The sequence below is a fragment of the Clostridioides sp. ES-S-0054-01 genome (assembly GCA_021561035.1).
Lineage (GTDB): Bacteria > Bacillota > Clostridia > Peptostreptococcales > Peptostreptococcaceae > Clostridioides.
The window spans coordinates 2,187,311-2,205,101 of sequence record CP067346.1; the positions used below are offsets into that span (position 1 = coordinate 2,187,311).

Consider the following 17,791-nt stretch of genomic DNA (forward strand, 5'->3'; position numbering starts at 1 on the left):
TAGACTAATAATCAATCTATTTTCTATCTTGTATTTAAGATATTATTTATAAAGTTATCTAGTCTAATTCAGTCTTTAACTTAAAATTTACTTACATTTCACTTTCTTGCACACTATAATTTTTTATAGTTCATAAAGATTTATTTAAAACAGTATAGCAATTTATCATGAAATCTAAAGTAAATACATTTTTGTATTATTTTAAAATGATAAACTTGTATTTTTCTAATATTATTTCTTCTTTTAAATCTACTATTTTTTCTTCATATAAATCTTTTGCTTTTCTATTTGCTAAATAATCTGGCAATGTTAAAATTACATCTTTAGATGAATTATTTATTATTATAGAAATTGATTCTTTCTTTAATATAATTGTTCCATTTTCTTTATCTGCTAGTAACCATTCATTCGATATAGACCTAAGTTCTCCATTTTCTTTACGAAGCTTAACAATCTTCTTCATAAAATTAAATATATCCTTATTCCACTTTTCTTCATTCCATTCCATACACTTTCTTTGTCCTTCAGATATTAAACTTAGTTCTCCTTCCATTCCAATTTCATCACCATAATATATACAAGGACTCCCTGATTGTACAAACATAAATAGGTATGCAAGTTTAAATTTATCAACATTTCCATCAGCATAGTTCAATATTCTTGTAGTATCATGACTTCCAAGCAAATTAAAAATAACTTCATTAACTTGTATTGGATAACTTACCATTACATCATTTATCATGTATTTAAATTCTTCAGCATTTATCTCATTTGTGCAAAAGAATTTTTTCATAGCTTCATACATTACATAATTCATAACTGAATCAAATTGGTCACCCATCAACCACGGTAAACTACCATGCCATATTTCTCCTAATATGTATGTATCTGGTTTTATTTTCTTAATCTCTTCTCTAAACTTCCTCCAAAAAACATGGTCCACTTCATTTGAGACATCCAATCTCCACGCATCTATGTCAAATTCCTTTATCCAGTATTTACCTACACGCAATAAATATTCTATTACTTCTGAATTTTCTGTGTTAAGTTTAGGCATATATTTTTCACATCCAAAGGTTTCGTAAGGTATATTTTTTTCATCTATTTCTTCTATTGGAATATCAATTTTACTCATATCTTTTATATAAAACCACTCTTTATATCGGGAATTTTCCTTATTTTTAACTACATCTTGCCACTGTTTAGAATAATATCCTATATGATTAAAAACAGCATCCAACATTATTTTTATATTTCTCTTATGCGCTTCTTCTATTAGTTTTTTTAAAGTCTCTTTATCTCCTAATGCGGGGTCTATCTCCATATAATCTATCGTATCATATCTATGATTTGTTTTTCCAACTGTAATGGGGCAAAAGTAAATTCCATTTATTCCTAAATCACTCAAATAATCTAAATGTTCTATCACACCTTTTAAATCTCCACCAGTAAAATTATCTCTTGTTGGAATAGCTCCCCATTCATCCACTCCTACTGGATTTATAGATGGGTTACCATTTGCAAATCTATCTGGAAATATCTGATACCAAATAGTCTCCTTGACCCAACTTGGTACTTTAGGTATATCTATATAGTTTAAATATGGGTATCCAAAAAAATTACTTATTTCACACAGTTCTTTTTCATCATTTTCATTTCCTAACTCTATTATTCTTTTTTCTGTAAATAAAATCTTTTCTCCTTGACCTTCTATTATAAAACCATATCTTGAACGTTTATTCAAAGGTTTGCACTTAGCTATCCAATAATCAAATAATTCTGTTTCTGCCTCTTTATCCATTGTTATATTTGTTCCACCAGACCAACCAATTCCAGATGCATTTAGATTCCCTCCTCCTGCACCACCTTTATCCCACACATATTGGTCTCCTATCCTCAAACTTACTCTTTTCACTTCATTTTTTTTAGTCCTAAGTCTTATATGTAATGTTTCTTTATCATAACCATATGCATAATTGCTCATTGGTATATGTAATATGGCTTCTTTTGTTAAATTTCTTTGATTTTTTTCTATGATTTGATTGCTTAAAGTTATACTCTCTTTATTTTTATTAGACAATTTAATTTTTCCCTCCTTTATAATAATTTAAAGATAGGTTAATATATTTTACTATTATATCACAATAAAAATATATAATAGTAAAATATATTAACAATAACTATTCAATTTAAAATAAACAATCTTATTTAAATTTAATTCCCTTTAGTTATTTTTGTAAAATAAAAACCTCTAGTATTTTTCTAGAGGATACAATACTATAACTATTAACTTTTTGGTTATCCATTAATTTACTTCAAAACACACTCTAAGCTATATTGTTAGATTTAACTTTTTCTATGTTGATAAAATAAGTTTCTCTTTCTTTAAATAAAGATACATATTTAAAATCAAGATACTTAAGCATATCATAGGCCACATCAAAATCTTTACATATATCTTCTACTCTATGAGAATCAGAACCTACAGTAACTATAAATCCTCCAAGTTCTTTATATCTTTTTAATATATCTTCATTTGGATGTATAGCATTTAGTCCATATCTATAACCAGAAGTATTTAGCTCTATACCACTTCCATTATTGATTATTGACTTCAAAACCTCATCAATAACATCTTTAAAATCATTGTATATAACTCTATTATCTGAATATATTCCATACCTAGATATATAATCCAAATGCCCATATATATTGTAATCTCCAAATTCACGATTAGTTTCAAGTATGCTATTAAAATATTTATAATATGCATCTTCTTTGCTAAGCCCTTTAAAATACACCTTTGATGGAACAGGTACATTATCAATTGTATGAGTTGAACACAATATAAAATCAAAAGGATTAGAATTTATTATTTCTTCTATTTCATTTTTTAGATGTTTTCTATAACCAACTTCAACACCTAGTAATAACTCTATGTCCTTTTTATATTTTTCTTTAAACTTATTAAATACTGGAACATAGTCGTTATAATTTATCTATCTTAATTATACAACAAGTTTATTGTATACATTTGTTAAAAGAAAATTATAATGGTTAAATTTTATTTACATACTTTTATTTTTAAAAAAAAGAGAAGCACCTATTTTTGATTTTAGAAAATCATTAAAGATACTTCTCCTTAACCTAGCTTTTACATACTTCAATTACTTTAATGACTCGATTTCTCCCATCATCCTAACTAAATCTTGTCCATATTGTCCTCCAGCCCAATTATTAGAAAGACTTTCAACTGTCTTAGCTTTCCCAAATAAAGACTTTTCATGTCTAGGGTCTACTGGATTTGAAAGTGGATAACCATCTTGTCCTGCATATAAACATAAATGCTGAATTTGAGCTAGTATTCCTTCTTCCCAAGTGTCAAATCTTGAATGTGCATTCTTGTCAGTATCAGAACCACCTTCTGTAGTCTTAAGACCACAAGGATTTTTAAATGATGCGTCTAATACTCCACCAAAATTACAAAAACCAGTTTCTTTTGCAGATTGAGCTACTGCTAAGACAGGATTTACACCTTCCTGAACAGCAGTATCATATAATATTGGTATTAACTCTATAAATAAATCATTAGCTTTTTTAGATTTAGCCCATTTTAAGCAAGCGTCTAAACTAGCTGTTGGTTTACCTAATATGCTTGTCTCATCTCTAGTCTGTGTTTCACCTTTTGTAGATGAATCTCCATTATTCTGTGCAGCAGAAACACACTTATTATACACACTATCACTTATTGAACCTAATCGAGTAATCTTATCTGCTCCTGCTAATATAGACCTATCACTACTTTCTGACACCAATACAATTGGATTTTCCTTAGCAATTGTAGAACCTGTAAGTGCATTTACTAAATCATATCCATCACTTAAATAAAATTCTGACGCATCTGGATAAAATTCTTTTATAACCTTCTTATTTGTATCATATCTATCTGAACCACCAAGTCTTTTAGCATTAGTTTTATTAACCAAACTAGTGCTCATAGAGATACTTCCACCTACTGCATATGTTTTTACATTGCTTGTTGAAAAAGGCACACTCTTCCCATCTGTAAGTACTATAGGAGCTACATCTCTTACTGACACAGGTGCAGCACTTATTGTATCTGCTTCTCCTTTATATGCATTAGTTAATATCACTTCATCAACTTTTTTAATACCACTTACCTCTTTAGCAACACTATAACTAGTCTTTATTCTATCATCTCCACCCAACCTAGTTACTTGTGCTCCTGTGTTTTTCAGTTCAGTTTCTACTGACTTACTTATTGATAATTCTTTACCTATTATGTATATTTTTTTAACATTTTTTAATCTTTGTTTTGTTTCATTTGGTATTTTATTTTTTTGTGCAAGCAAAATTGGAGCATCAACAGCACCTGCAAGACCACTTGCTGAAAGACCATCCGCTATAGAATTATCCATATTTACCATGATTGCTGTATCATAATTCTTTTTATCTGCTATTAATCCAGCTGTCTCATATATATTGTTACCTTTAATTGTATCTGATGTTAATGCATTTACATTAGGTACATTTATTAGAAATATAGCTAATGTTAAGCCTAATGCTAAAACTCTTTTAATTGTTCTCATATTCTTCCCCCTTGATATATCAAGTTTAATCCAAAAATGACTATAGCATAGTAGTACATCTACGCTATAGTCATTTATTATAATTTAATAATTATATATTTATTATATCATAAATTACAAAAAGTTTCCATAATATTGAATAGATTAAAGGAAAAATTTACATTTTAGTTACAATTTAATAGATTTTCATTCTATTGTACATATATTTAGTAACAATTTGTAATAAAAATAGATATATATATTCCATATTTATTTTAATATTTTACAAAATGAAATTTTATTGTATACAATAAATAAATTACAGATTTACATAATCTATTTGTTTTAAGTAAATCTTTTATCAATATTATTAAAAACATATCTTACATCAAGTTTATTATGTGTGAACTACCATCCACTTAACTACTTAAGGTAATGTTTGAAGTAGTAGTTTCTTGGTCAAAATAACTGTTATTATTATCTTTTTTTGATTAAGTATTTGCTATTTATTTATATATCAATCTACTTTTTTACTTTTAATTTAATTCTAACATATTTTTTATGTGTTTTATGATATATAATGTGATATATTCTAATTAATGATATTTTCAAGTAAAAAAATATTACTCTATTATAAGGTGATAGTATCCTTGAAAATAAAACACTTAACTTTATTTAAGGAGATTACGATGAGTAACAAGCAAGGTTCTAATATAAAAGATGTAAAAATTAAAAATAAGTTAATAATATTGAAATTACTTTCTACAAATACACCTATGTCCAGAGTTGATTTAGCTAAATCTACAGGTCTTACTAAAATGACCTTATCAAATCTGGTTACTGAACTTATTAATGAAAACATGATTAGGGAAATAGAATCATCAACTTTAAATGCACATTCATCAGGTCGTAAACCTATTTTATTAGATATTTCTAATATATCACCCTGTATTTGTGGAATTCTAATAAGAAGAAATATATGTAAGGTAATTATTTCAGACTTGAAAGGTAATATTGTAAAACAACTTTCTGAAACTTACCCTAAATATCTATCAAATGATGTCTTAAAAGATATAATAAAGAGAATGTTTACTAAGATAATGAAAATCAATAAGAGAGAGATAATTGGAATCGGTATTTCTTCAATAGGTCCAGTAGATGATATAAATGGTACTATACTAAATCCTCCAGACTTTGGAGATGTATCAAATCTAAATATAGTAGATTTTATAAAAGAAATGTCTGATTTGCCAATATTTTTGATAAATGATGCTAATTCAGGTGCATTAGCAGAAAAAATGTATGGTTTAGGTAAAAATATATCAAATTATATATACCTACACATAATGAATGGTATTGGTGCTGGTCTAGTGCTAGAAAATAAGCTTCATACTGGTAACCTAGGACAAAGCGGAGAAATAGGACATACATCAATTAATTTTAGTGGACCATTATGTAGTTGTGGTAACAATGGATGTTTAGATTATTACACAAGTGCTAGTAATCTAATTAAAAGAATTGAATCATTGAGCCATATTTATTCAAACTCTCCATTAATTAACTGTAAAGACTTTTCTTTAGTCAAGTTGATAGATGAGGCAAATAATAAAGATAGTCTTGCTATGTTTTTGCTTGATGAATTTTGTACATATGTATCATATGCACTGGTTAATACACTTACATTGATTGATTGTAGCTCTATAATAATAGGCTATGACTTTAATGTACCTGGTACATTTATAGAAAATACATTATTAAAAAAATTGACTGCTTCAGCAAGTTTTTCTAAATATAAAAAAATAAGTGTAAGACATTCAAATTTTGGAGCAAATGCACCATTAATCGGCTCTATAGCCATTGTCAGTTATAATTTTTTTAATGGTAGTATAAATTTTTATTAAATATGTAAAATATTTAAACACTTTTATTGAATATTTTTCCATTTAATATTATTATATTTTATAAGAACATTTAAAATTTGGAGGTATAAAAATGATTTCAGCTAAAATGGAAAAATTACTTAATGAGCAGATTAACCATGAATTATATTCTGCGTATCTTTACCTTTCTATGTCTTCTTATCTTGAAGCAGAAGGGCTTAAAGGATTTTCTAATTGGTTTTATGTTCAGTATAAGGAAGAGACAGACCATGCTATGTTTTTTTACAAATACTTACATAATGTAGGAGGAAAGGTTCAACTTGATGCTATCCCAATGCCAGACTCAGACTTTACTTCTGCAATGGATATTCTTGAGCGTACGTTAGCTCATGAAAAAAAGGTTACAGCTTTAATAAACAATTTAGCAGCTGTAGCAAACTCTGAGTCAGACTTTAGAACTTCTCAATTCTTACTTTGGTTTATATCTGAACAAGCAGAAGAAGAAACAAATTGTGAAGACAATATAAAGCGTGTTAAACTTGCTGGAGAGGGTGGTCTATTCTTTGTTGACCAAGAATTTGCTAATCGTACATATACAGCTCCAACAAATCCACCTGTTACAATATAATGTTTAAAAGTTTTTAATACAATAAAGAAGGTGTTTTAATGAAAATCAAAATTGATTCTTCTCATTAAAACACTTTTTATTATTCGTTTTATATGCAGTATTTTATTGTTTATACAGTACTATTTCACAATCAAACTTAAAACTATACTTTAAAATATTTTTAAATTAAATTTTGGGTGACCGAAAATCACACTATCTAACTTACAAAATGCGATTTTCAGTCGGTGCTTTAATTATGGTTTAATACCAAAACCTATAAACTATTTATATTTAACTGTTAAGGCGTCTACTGCACATACGCCTTTTCCTTTAGGATATACAAACACTGGATTTAAATCTATTTCCTTGACTTTATCCTTATTTTCATAAGCATATTTTCCTAACTTAACCATCATATCTGCAAGAGCATCAATATCGCAAGGTTCACTTCCTCTATAGCCATTTAAAAGCTTAAATGATTTTAATTTTTTAAGCATCATGATAGCTTCATCGTGATTTATAGGCAATGGATATAAAGTAGTATCTTTAAATACTTCTACAAATACTCCTCCTAAACCAACTAATAACATCGGACCAAATTGGTCATCATTAGTTATACCAATAATAATTTCTATACCACTTTCTACCATTTCTTGAACTAGTATACCTTCAATATTAGCATCTGGTTTTGCTTTTTTTACATTAGTTAAAATCTCATTATATGCATCTACTGCCTCATCTCTATTCTTAATTCCTATTTTAACCCCTCCAACATCAGATTTGTGTAATATTTCAGAAGAATTTATTTTTAAAACAACAGGATATTTAATATATTTTAAGATTTCATCTAATTCGTCAATACTTTTTGCATTGCCTTGCCTTGGTACTGGTACTCCATATTTCTTCATCTCAATCTTACTATCTAATTCTGATAATGCTACTACATTATTTAACTCTCTTTTCTTGACATATTTAAATTCCAAAGTTCTCTTTGAATAATCATAATCTATAAACTTAGCCATTTTATTAAAACAAGTAAATGTAGTTCCAACTGATGACATTATAGGCACTTGATTGTTTTCTAATCTAGTTCTATAATCTAAATATCTATTTCCTTCAAGTGTAGGAACTGCAAACACAGGCTTTTTCAATCCTTGTTCTCTAGCTTCACTTACAGCTTGACAAAGTGTTTCATGCATTTCATTTTCTTCATCCCTTATATTAGCACCTACCATAGTAAATCCAACACTATCATCCTTTTCAAAGGTATGTAATAGACCTACTATCATATCCTTTTCGTGGAACAATGCTGTTGTAGCATCTAGTGGATTTTTAGGTGTTGCAAATCCCGGAAGATATTTTTTCATTTCTTCTTTAGTTTCAGAAGATATTTCTGCAAGTTCTACACCATTTTCTTCTGCTAAATCTGCACAAATAGTATTTTCTCCTCCTGAGAAGTTTATTGCTGCAAAATTAGAATTTGTAGGTAAGTTACCATCTAGAACACTAAAAGCTTGTGCTAAGCACATAAATTGTTCTAAGTTTTCCACAGAAATTACTCCATATTTTTCAAAAATACTTTTAAAAGCCTTACTTGAACCAGCTAAGTTTCCTGTATGAGAAGCAGCAGAAATAGCTCCTTTTTCTGACCTTCCTGACTTCAAGATTATTACTGGTTTTCTTTTTTGAGCAGCTCTTTTTAGAGCATCTATAAACTTTTGTGGATTTTTTAAACCTTCAAGGTAGATAGCTATTACTGATGCATAATCATCATCTGTGAGGAAATCTACTGCATCTTCTAATGTAACTATATTTCCATTTCCTGTTGAAAAGCCATAAGATATATTAAAATAATCACTTGAAACAATCTCTGCAGTTATAAAACCACTTTGCCCTACAATTCCTATACCAGGCTTTTTAGTATCTAAATCCCATTTACAACCTCCTGCCCATAGATTAACTTTATCTATACAATTTATCAATCCCATACAGTTTGGACCCAATATTTTCATATCATATGTATTTGATATTTCTATAAGTTGATTTTCTAAATCTATTCCTTCTTCTGTACCTTCCTCTGCAAATCCACTAGCATATACTACAGCTGCCTTTGTCCCTAATTCTCCAGAGTCTTTTAATACAGACAAAACTACATTTCTAGGTGTACATACTACTACACAATCTACTACTTCTGGAACATCTTGTATCGTTTTATAACATTTTCTTCCAAACAATTCTTCTCTTTTTGGATTAACATAATATACTCTATCTGTATCTTTACTTTTTACTATACTAAGTGCTGCACTTCTGCCAAAACCAAGTTTATCAGTCACTCCTACTATAGCGATACTTTTTGGTCTAATAAGTTTTTCCAAACTCATAAATTCACTCTCCTATATGTTTATAGTTATGATTTTAAGTGAATTTTATCTCAAGATGAAGTTTCTCTTGGCACTAAAGGTTGTTAAATCTTGAGATAAATCACTTAAGATAAGGGTAATTTATCAAATAGCGTTATTATATCCTTCCATGAATGCTGCTTCATTTTGAACATTAAATTTTCCTTTTCCTTTTTCCTCAAAGAAATCACACATAGTTTTTAAAGCTAATTCTTTTTCAAATAATCCAGTCTTAGCAATTAACGCTCCAAGGACTACTATATTTGCTGCTTTTGGATTATTTACTCTTTGAGCTAATTCTTGACAATTTATTTTAACTACACTTATATCTTCTCTCAATGCTACATTCTCATCTATTGTAGATGTATTAATAACTACTGTTCCACCTTCTTTAACTAAATTTATATAATCTAAAGATGGCTTATTCATTGCCACTAAGACATCTATTTCTTCCATGTCAGGTCCACCTATACTTTCATCAGAAAACTTTACTACACTATATGCTTTTCCACCCCTCATAGTTGGACCATATGCAGGCATCCAAGTTACTTGTTTTCCTAATTCAAGTGCTGACTCAGCTACAATTAAACCAAGAGTTAAAACTCCTTGACCACCAAATCCTGCAAATACTAACTCTTTTTCCATAACTATTCACCATCCCTTTGCTTAAATTCGCCAAGAGTATAATATGGCACAATTTCTTCTTCAATCCATTTGATAGATTTCTCTAGTGATACACCCCAGTTAGTTGGACAAGGTGCTAATATTTCAACTAATGAATATCCCTCTCCATTTAATTGAGCTTCTATTGCATTTTTTATATATTTTTTTAGATTAATTATTTCCTTTGGACTATGAACTGAACCTCTTGCTACATAAGCTACATCAAAGAAACTTGCCACCATTTCAGGAACTTTTAGTGGACTACCAGTAGTCTTTATATCTCTTCCATTTACACTTGTTGTTGTAACTTGACCTGGCATAGTAGTCCATGACATTTGTCCACCAGTCATTGCAAAGTTGTTGTTATTTATTACAAATACAGTCACATTATGATTTCTGTATGCAGTATTTAAAGTTTCAGAAAGACCTATAACATAAGCATCTCCATCACCTTGATAAGTCATTACTAATGTTTCTGGACGTGCTACTTTGATTCCTATAGCTGTAGAAGAAGCTCTACCATGTGCAGTTTGCATTTTGTCTCCATTCCAGCTAAAATTCATATTACAAACACAGCCAACTCCTAAAGTCAATACATGATTTTTTTCATATCCATGTTCTTCTATTACCTCTGCTATTATACGATTTACTATTCCATGACCACAACCTGGGCAAAATTTGTTTGGTATTGAAACAACGCTAGGTGTTAATTTTTCTGCAACCATATTAGAACACCTCCTTGATTTCACCAGATTTTATTTTGCTATAAGTGTCCATTACTTGCAATGTTTTTGGTATATGATTTCCACTAAATAGACCATACACAGGTACATTTTCTTTACATACTTTCTTTGAAGCTAAAGCAACGTCTTCTACTAACTGACCTGTATCTGTTGATTCTACTGATATAAATCCTTTTACATCCTTGTTTACCTTTTCAAATGCTTTATATGGGAAAGGCCATACTGTTATTGGTCTTACTATTCCAACTTTTTCACCTTGTTCTCTAAGTCTTATAACAGCATTCATAGTTGTTCTTGATGGTATACCGAATGCTACAAACACATATTCTGCATCTTCGACTTGATAATCTTCCCATCGTTGTTCATTTTCAGTTATTCTCATACGCTTTTCCATACAAAAGGCTGACTTTTGGTTATCTGCAACTTTTGCATGGTCTCTATTACTTCCATCGTAAGTCCAACCTAAATCTTCTTCTCTTTTCTTAAACTCTGGAAACTCTACTGGTTCCATCATTTGACCTAAAGCTGCTTCTGTTAAAATTTCAACAGGCACTCTATATTTCTCTGCTACATCAAATGAATTATACATTAAATCTACAGTCTCTTGAATACTGTTTGGTGCATAAACTATCAAGTGATAATCTCCATTTCCTCCCCCTCTAGTATCTCTTAGATAGTCCGTCTGTGCTGAATCCAACGAACCAAGACCAGAACCCCATCTCTGCACATTTACTATTACACAAGGGTAGTGATTTGCACATAAATACGAGATTCCTTCTTGTTTTAAAGATATTCCTGGTCCTGAAGAACTCGTCATAGACCTCATTCCACTTGCATATGCTCCATATACCATATATATAGCAGCCATCTCATTTTCGGATTGTATAAAAGTTCTTCCAAGTTCAGACATTCTATGTGATAAAAATTCCATTACCTCTGTTTGTGGTGTAATTGGATATCCTGCATAAAATTCACAACCACCTCTTAGAGCTGCTTCTGCAATGGCGTGGTTCCCCTTCCACATCTTCTTCATATTATCCCAACTCCTTCTAAGCTTCTTGACATGCTTCTTCTTTAATTATTTCAAAAACATTATCTGGACACACTTGGTAGCAAATTCCACAAAGTATGCATTTACTTTCATCAACCTCTACATGAGCATATCCTTCTTTATTTATATTGTTTGATATTTTTAATGCTCCCTTTTTACAAGATATAACGCAATATCCACAACTTTTACATCTATCTGCGTTTATTTTTAAGCTCATATCTACCCCCCATTTCGTAATATTCCTATCTATTATCCAATACTTGTTTCTTCTTTAATATTTAATATTTCCTTTAAAACTGCTACAAATTTCTTATTTTCCTCCATAGTTCCAATACTTACACGTGCATGTGTAGCACTTGGTCTTATTATAAAACCTCTTTTTTTCAACTCTTCAAATAGCTTAGGTATATCTGTTTTCATATCTACATAAAGGAAGTTTGATTGTGAATCCACAACATCAAATCCCATTTTTGTAAACTCTTCTTTAAAGTAAGCCATTCCAACTCTATTCAAGTCATACGTTTCTTTTATAAATTCTTCATCATCAAGTGCTGCTGTTGCTCCACTTATAGCAATACGGTTTGCAGAGAAAGGCTCTTTTACTGTAAATAAAGTTCTTATTATTTCGTCTTTAGCAATACCATACCCTACTCTAAGCCCTGCAAGACCATATATTTTAGAGAAAGTTCTTGTTACTATAACATTGTAATTTTCTCTTACATACTTAAGTCCATCTACATAATTAGGCACTGTTAAAAATTCTATATATGCTTCATCCAATATAGTTATAATATTTTCAGGGACTTTCTTTAAAAATTCTTCTAACTCTTTATCATCTACAATTGTTCCTGTTGGATTATTAGGATTGCACACACATATTAATTTTGTCTTATCTGTAATCTTATCTAGTATACCTTGTAAATCATACTTATAATCTTCTGTTAAAGGTACATCTACTGGTATCCCTTCATTTTTTATAGTTGCAGTTCTATATGATGGGAATGTTGGGTTACAGTATATAACTTCATCCCCTCTATTTATAAAAGCTTCACCTATTAGTGTAATAACGTTGTCCGCACCATTAGCAACAATAAAATTTTCTGGTCTTAAATCTAATTTTTCAGCTAATTTTCTTCTAAGTTCATTAGCTTCTGGTTCTGGATAAAGTTGACCTTGTTTTAACATATAAGTCATAGCTTCCATTGCTTTTGGTGATGGACCTAGAGGATTTTCATTTGAAGCTAATTTTATTATTTCTTTTACACCATATTTTTCCTTAACTTTTTCTATTGGTTCACCTGGAACATATTGATGTAATTCTTTTACTGTATTTCTCAATAATTTTTCTATCATTTTTAAAAGCCCCCTCTGTATATGTATTTTCATTTATATAAACGCTATTGCGTCTACTTACTTTAATAACTTAAATTAATCATCTACTAAACTTTCTTTTAACTAAGCATTTCTTTGATTTAATTCTTCTCTTATTTGATTTAATTTCTTGTCACTCACTGGATATAGTATTGCTATAACAACAGCTATTATTAAAGGTATTGCCATAGAATAAGAAATCATATTTATAAAACCTGTTTTAACTGCCTCTGTAACTACTATATCAGCTTGATATCCCATTGAATTCATCAAGACTGTTCTTATAGTAGTTGCAAGTAATACTCCTACTTGTATTGCAACTGGATACAGTGACATACTTAAACCAGGTAAATCTTTTCCTGATTTCCAATGCCCATAATCACAAGAACCAGCAAAGAAGTTAAGATTTATTATTGATACTACATTTGAAAAACCTCCTCCAATTGCCAGCAACATAGTTACACCTAAAGTAGTTTTTCCCCAAGGAGTCCATACAACCAATAAGTGGCATAATGCACAGATAGAAAAAGAAATTATTGAGGCTAGTTTTTGCTCTCTACAGATTTTTATAAATACTGGTGCGAAAAACATGAATGCTACACTTACCAAAGGCATTATTGATAAAAATACTGCTAATCCACGTTCGTCTTCTATTACATATTTAAAATAATATGGAGCCAAAGGTCCTAAACCTATAGATCTTATACATATAAGAAACTCTAAACAAAATGCCATCATAAGTGGTACATTAGTAAATAGTGCTTTTGCCATTTCACTTGCTTTAATTTTTGGCTTTTCTTCTTTTTGAAGAACTTCTTCTTCTGCACCAGATTTTATTATCTCTGTTGAAGAAAACCAAAATACTAAAAGACACCCTACTGCAAAGAATAAATATGTACCTAAATAACCCATTCCTTCTCCACCTAATACATCTGCAAATAAAACTAATAATAACGGATATGAAAAACCTACTAAGAATTTACCAACTTCTTTGAATATATTAGTAGTAGTTGAACCTATAACTCTGTCTCTAGGTGTCTTAGCAACCACAGGGTAAATAGCATAAATTATAGTGAAAACTACTTGCTGAGCACAAGATGCTATTAATAATAAAGCTGTCATTAAAGGTAAAAGTAATGCTGGACTTATTTTCATTAATGGAACTATGAAAAATATCCCATATGTTAATGCTAACGTTGCTGGTGCATATCTAAGCCATGGATAATATTTTCCTTTTTTGAATGGTTGTTTGTCAAATACTGTACCCGTTATAGGAGCTACAGCAATTTTTATAAAAGATTGTACAATTTGCATACCACCTGCCATAATTACACCAAGTTTTGCTACATCAGTTAAAAAGATATTTGTCACGGTTGATACAAAATAACCTATAAAATTGTACGCTAGGTTTATAGAACTTGAATATGTGTATATTGCTCTTTTCTTAGGGTCTCTCATATCATCTCTAAAATTTGATATAAGGTTTCCTTTCTTGACTACTCACATCTACCCCTCCCTTATAAAATCTGATTACTTTTTATTATTCACGTATAATAATTTATATTCCAAATCCTAAATATATCTTCCTTGATTTAGCGTAAAATTTTTATATGTGTATAATTTTATTTTAATTATATTCTCAAAATTATTAATTGTCAAACACTTTTTAGATTTTATTTTTTACTATTAAAATTAACTGAAAATCTATTTAAACTTAATTTAGATTTGTTTTTTATCATTTTACTGCTTCAAAAAGTCATCAAAATACATATTTTAAATTATTTTATCATATTTCTAGTAATTTTAAATTTTTATAATTTTATTCAAGAATAATTTATTTAAGATATTTTCATACTATATCTAGATATTGAAAATATTTTTTCTTCTTTAAATCCCTTTTATTTTTATACATGTACTATTGATTTAAAAATAAAAGCGTGTTACAATTACAAAAAAGAATCTATCAGATGAACATCAATACATTTATAAATTTCAGAATTTTCAATTTTTTCTTTTATATAATTTCCATCTAACATCATAAATTATTATAGCTATACTAACCTAAAGCCAATAAAATAAATATCGTGCTACTTTTACATAAAATATATTTTAAATATATTTTATATATTTTATTAAAATATTTTATAAAGGAGAAGAGACTATGTTACTTTTAATTGTTACGTGCGCAATATACATATGGATTGGTTTTTATTTTTCAAAAAAAGTTAAAACAGCATCCGATTTCCTAATTGCAGGTAGAAATCTTCCTTTACCCATACTAGCTGCAACTATTGCTGCTACATCTTTTGGAGGGGGGTGCTTAGTTGGTGGAGTTCAATGGGGAGCTGAAAGAGGACTGTGGGTTGGCATGTATTCTACTATAGGTGCAGCTTTAGCTTGCTTTATAAATGCATTTTTTGCAGGAAAATTAAGAAACTTATCTTGTGATATAACACCTGCTGATTATATTGAAACTAGGTATGGTCATAGTGTATTTTTAAGAGCTTATCAGAGTCTTGTAACACCAATATCAATACTAGCCATTATGGGCAGTCAATTAATTTCTTTTGGTTCTGTATCTACTGCATTTGGTATCCCTTATGATATAGCAGTAATTATAGGAGTTATAGTCATCATTATATATACTTATACATCAGGAATGTGGGGAGTTGCAGTATCAGCATTTATTCAACTTGCTATTTGTATAGTGTTTTTGCCAATAGTGGCTTATATAAGCTTAAAATTAGTTGGCGACAACCCTTTACTTATGTTACAATCAATGGTAAAAGAACCATTCTTTCCAGGAGATAAGTCAATTAGTGATTTTATGTATACAGTTTTACCATTAGTTTTAGGCTCGATATTTTCTTATGAAAGTTTTTTAAGATATCAATGTGCTGATAATGCTAAAAATGCAGTTAAAAGTAGTGTAATTGCAGGATTTATACTATTATTTCTTGCCTTCCCTATAGGAATAATTGGAGCTATTGGTGGTAGTTTATTTCCAAACATATCATCTGTCCAGGTTTTACCTCAAATGATATCAACTACCTTACCACCATTAATCTCTGTATTATTCTTAGCTGCTATACTAGCTGCCATAATGTCTACTGCCGATTCATTAATGACCTCAATGAGTGCTATCATATCAAGAGATATTTATAACAAATTGTTACACCCTAATATAGAATTTAATGATTTGAAAAATACTCTAAAGTATTCTCAAGTTGCATCAGCTTTTACAGCTATAATAGGTGCAATTATAGCGCTTAAATTTGATAGTTTATTAGAATTGTTATTTTGGCCAGCTCCACTATGTACAGGTGTAATATTTGCACCATTTGTAATTGGTCTTTGCTGGAAAGGTGCTACAAAAAAGGGGGCTATATATGCTGTTACAGTAAGTGTTATATTGGCATTCTTAAATATGATTGGAATTCTTACTGTATCTGACAGAATTTTAGTTCCTATAATAGGTGGTTCTATTACAATATTTATAGTTAGCAAATTTTCAAAAAAGATTGAAAAGAGAGGTATATACAGTAAATATGTCAAAATCAGAAAAAGGCAAAGAAACAAAAGCTAGTATTATAAGGGCTGCTAGAGAATTATTTTTTGAACAAGGTTATCATAAGACAACAACTAGGCAAATTGCAGAAAGAGCCAATACAAATTTAGGTCTAATAAGCTATTACTTCTCAAGTAAAAGCGAAATAGGAGCTATAATATATGAAGATATAAGAAATGAAATGCAGTCTTTAATCTATAACTATCATGAAGAAGGTACTATGATGATGTTCTTTCTTGCTATGAATGCTGACCTTTGCTTCCTTCTAAAAAATGAAGCATATAGAAATTTTTATTTGGATATAGCTTATGAAGAAGCTATCTTAAGCTATCAACGAAGTGTAACTGAAATGGTCATGAAAAGATATGTTAATGATAAAGAATCTATAGAACATGATGAGTTAATACTTTCTTGTATTGGTATACTTGCTATGAAACCTGAAATAATTAGGGTTTATATTTCACACAAGTACGATATATCTTCTCAAGCTGTAATAAAGTATTTTACAAAACAATTTCTCATTAACCTTGGTCATAGCACTGATTTATGCGAAGATATTTTAGAAGAGCTGAGCAAATACTATATAGATATAGTTGATAACTTCACTCCAATAATAACTCGCATAAGAACTTAATAAAATTTTATCGGATTCTTAGAGACTGAAATTTTAAAATCGTAATTGGATTTTAGGATTTCAGTCTTTACTATATTTAAAGACTCTTCATATTCCTTGAATATCTGATTATTCTGATAAAGGAAATATAGCTCTAACAAATTTAGGTAATTCCTCACTTACAAAAGTGAAATATTTATGTCCATAAACCATACCTATATAAAAACTCGTTTCTACTCTTGGTATTACGAGAGCTATATTTTTATTTTTAGCATAATGTTCTATATTAGTATATCTAATCCATGAG

The 17,791-nt window shown here is 29.4% G+C and carries 13 protein-coding genes and 1 pseudogene; 4 read left to right on the top strand and 10 right to left on the bottom strand.

Going from position 1 to position 17,791, the window contains the following annotated elements:
• Nucleotides 1-196: 196 nt before the first annotated feature.
• From JJC02_10450 to JJC02_10460, 3 genes and pseudogenes are all read right to left on the bottom strand, one after another.
• Nucleotides 197-2,080 (bottom strand): alpha-glycosidase, encoded by a 1,884-nt coding sequence (locus JJC02_10450; GenBank protein UDN53331.1) that lies wholly within the window; start codon nucleotides 2,078-2,080, stop codon nucleotides 197-199.
• A 247-nt stretch (nucleotides 2,081-2,327) separates the two neighbouring features.
• A pseudogene (locus JJC02_10455) lies at nucleotides 2,328-2,999 on the bottom strand (histidinol-phosphatase HisJ family protein).
• Nucleotides 3,000-3,167: 168 nt separating this feature from the next.
• Nucleotides 3,168-4,610 carry a cell wall-binding repeat-containing protein gene (locus tag JJC02_10460; protein ID UDN53332.1) on the bottom strand — a complete coding sequence of 481 codons (1,443 nt, stop codon included), beginning with the start codon at nucleotides 4,608-4,610 and terminating at the stop codon, nucleotides 3,168-3,170.
• 668 nt (nucleotides 4,611-5,278) lie between these two features.
• Here JJC02_10460 and JJC02_10465 point away from each other — a divergent pair.
• Nucleotides 5,279-6,490 (top strand): ROK family transcriptional regulator, encoded by a 1,212-nt coding sequence (locus tag JJC02_10465; GenBank protein UDN53333.1) that lies wholly within the window; start codon nucleotides 5,279-5,281, stop codon nucleotides 6,488-6,490.
• A 91-nt stretch (nucleotides 6,491-6,581) separates the two neighbouring features.
• Complete coding sequence (locus JJC02_10470; GenBank protein ID UDN53334.1) at nucleotides 6,582-7,097, top strand: ferritin; 516 nt, start codon at nucleotides 6,582-6,584, stop codon at nucleotides 7,095-7,097.
• 260 nt (nucleotides 7,098-7,357) lie between these two features.
• Here the strand turns inward: JJC02_10470 and JJC02_10475 are convergent, their stop codons facing one another.
• The 7 genes from JJC02_10475 to JJC02_10505 all read right to left on the bottom strand — a co-directional run bounded on the left by JJC02_10475 (nucleotide 7,358) and on the right by JJC02_10505 (nucleotide 14,761).
• Nucleotides 7,358-9,457, bottom strand: a complete 2,100-nt coding sequence (locus tag JJC02_10475; GenBank protein ID UDN53335.1) for an acetate--CoA ligase family protein — start codon at nucleotides 9,455-9,457, stop codon at nucleotides 7,358-7,360.
• A gap of 123 nt (nucleotides 9,458-9,580) precedes the next feature.
• Nucleotides 9,581-10,120 (bottom strand): 2-oxoacid:acceptor oxidoreductase family protein, encoded by a 540-nt coding sequence (locus tag JJC02_10480; protein ID UDN53336.1) that lies wholly within the window; start codon nucleotides 10,118-10,120, stop codon nucleotides 9,581-9,583.
• Between the two features lie 2 nt (nucleotides 10,121-10,122).
• Nucleotides 10,123-10,863, bottom strand: a complete 741-nt coding sequence (locus JJC02_10485) for a 2-oxoglutarate oxidoreductase (GenBank protein UDN53337.1) — start codon at nucleotides 10,861-10,863, stop codon at nucleotides 10,123-10,125.
• 1 nt (nucleotide 10,864) lies between these two features.
• Nucleotides 10,865-11,914, bottom strand: coding sequence for a 3-methyl-2-oxobutanoate dehydrogenase subunit VorB (gene vorB, locus JJC02_10490; GenBank protein ID UDN53338.1), 1,050 nt, complete (start codon nucleotides 11,912-11,914; stop codon nucleotides 10,865-10,867).
• A 16-nt stretch (nucleotides 11,915-11,930) separates the two neighbouring features.
• Nucleotides 11,931-12,149 carry a 4Fe-4S binding protein gene (locus tag JJC02_10495; protein UDN53339.1) on the bottom strand — a complete coding sequence of 73 codons (219 nt, stop codon included), beginning with the start codon at nucleotides 12,147-12,149 and terminating at the stop codon, nucleotides 11,931-11,933.
• A 32-nt stretch (nucleotides 12,150-12,181) separates the two neighbouring features.
• The gene (locus tag JJC02_10500) at nucleotides 12,182-13,285 is read right to left on the bottom strand and encodes a histidinol-phosphate transaminase (protein UDN53340.1); all 1,104 of its coding nucleotides are present in this window, start codon (nucleotides 13,283-13,285) and stop codon (nucleotides 12,182-12,184) included.
• A 102-nt stretch (nucleotides 13,286-13,387) separates the two neighbouring features.
• Nucleotides 13,388-14,761, bottom strand: coding sequence for an MFS transporter (locus JJC02_10505; protein ID UDN53341.1), 1,374 nt, complete (start codon nucleotides 14,759-14,761; stop codon nucleotides 13,388-13,390).
• 703 nt (nucleotides 14,762-15,464) lie between these two features.
• Between JJC02_10505 and JJC02_10510 the strand changes: the two genes are divergently transcribed.
• Nucleotides 15,465-16,889, top strand: coding sequence for a sodium:solute symporter family protein (locus tag JJC02_10510; GenBank protein ID UDN53342.1), 1,425 nt, complete (start codon nucleotides 15,465-15,467; stop codon nucleotides 16,887-16,889).
• Nucleotides 16,852-17,505: a TetR/AcrR family transcriptional regulator gene (locus JJC02_10515; GenBank protein UDN53343.1), complete on the top strand. Its 654-nt coding sequence runs from the start codon at nucleotides 16,852-16,854 to the stop codon at nucleotides 17,503-17,505. Before JJC02_10510 ends, JJC02_10515 begins: the two co-directional genes overlap by 38 nt.
• Nucleotides 17,506-17,791 lie beyond the last annotated feature (286 nt).

Bases quoted from the DNA above. Each gene is read 5' to 3' on its own strand.
- JJC02_10480 (UDN53336.1), bottom strand. From the start codon at position 10,120: ATGGAAAAAGAGTTAGTATTTGCAGGATTTGGTGGTCAAGGAGTTTTA.
- JJC02_10505 (UDN53341.1), bottom strand. From the start codon at position 14,761: ATGAGAGACCCTAAGAAAAGAGCAATATACACATATTCAAGTTCTATA.
- vorB (UDN53338.1), bottom strand. From the start codon at position 11,914: ATGAAGAAGATGTGGAAGGGGAACCACGCCATTGCAGAAGCAGCTCTA.
- JJC02_10470 (UDN53334.1), top strand. From the start codon at position 6,582: ATGATTTCAGCTAAAATGGAAAAATTACTTAATGAGCAGATTAACCAT.
- JJC02_10460 (UDN53332.1), bottom strand. From the start codon at position 4,610: ATGAGAACAATTAAAAGAGTTTTAGCATTAGGCTTAACATTAGCTATA.
- JJC02_10515 (UDN53343.1), top strand. From the start codon at position 16,852: ATGTCAAAATCAGAAAAAGGCAAAGAAACAAAAGCTAGTATTATAAGG.
- JJC02_10495 (UDN53339.1), bottom strand. From the start codon at position 12,149: ATGAGCTTAAAAATAAACGCAGATAGATGTAAAAGTTGTGGATATTGC.
- JJC02_10465 (UDN53333.1), top strand. From the start codon at position 5,279: ATGAGTAACAAGCAAGGTTCTAATATAAAAGATGTAAAAATTAAAAAT.
- JJC02_10500 (UDN53340.1), bottom strand. From the start codon at position 13,285: ATGATAGAAAAATTATTGAGAAATACAGTAAAAGAATTACATCAATAT.
- JJC02_10510 (UDN53342.1), top strand. From the start codon at position 15,465: ATGTTACTTTTAATTGTTACGTGCGCAATATACATATGGATTGGTTTT.
- JJC02_10485 (UDN53337.1), bottom strand. From the start codon at position 10,863: ATGGTTGCAGAAAAATTAACACCTAGCGTTGTTTCAATACCAAACAAA.
- JJC02_10475 (UDN53335.1), bottom strand. From the start codon at position 9,457: ATGAGTTTGGAAAAACTTATTAGACCAAAAAGTATCGCTATAGTAGGA.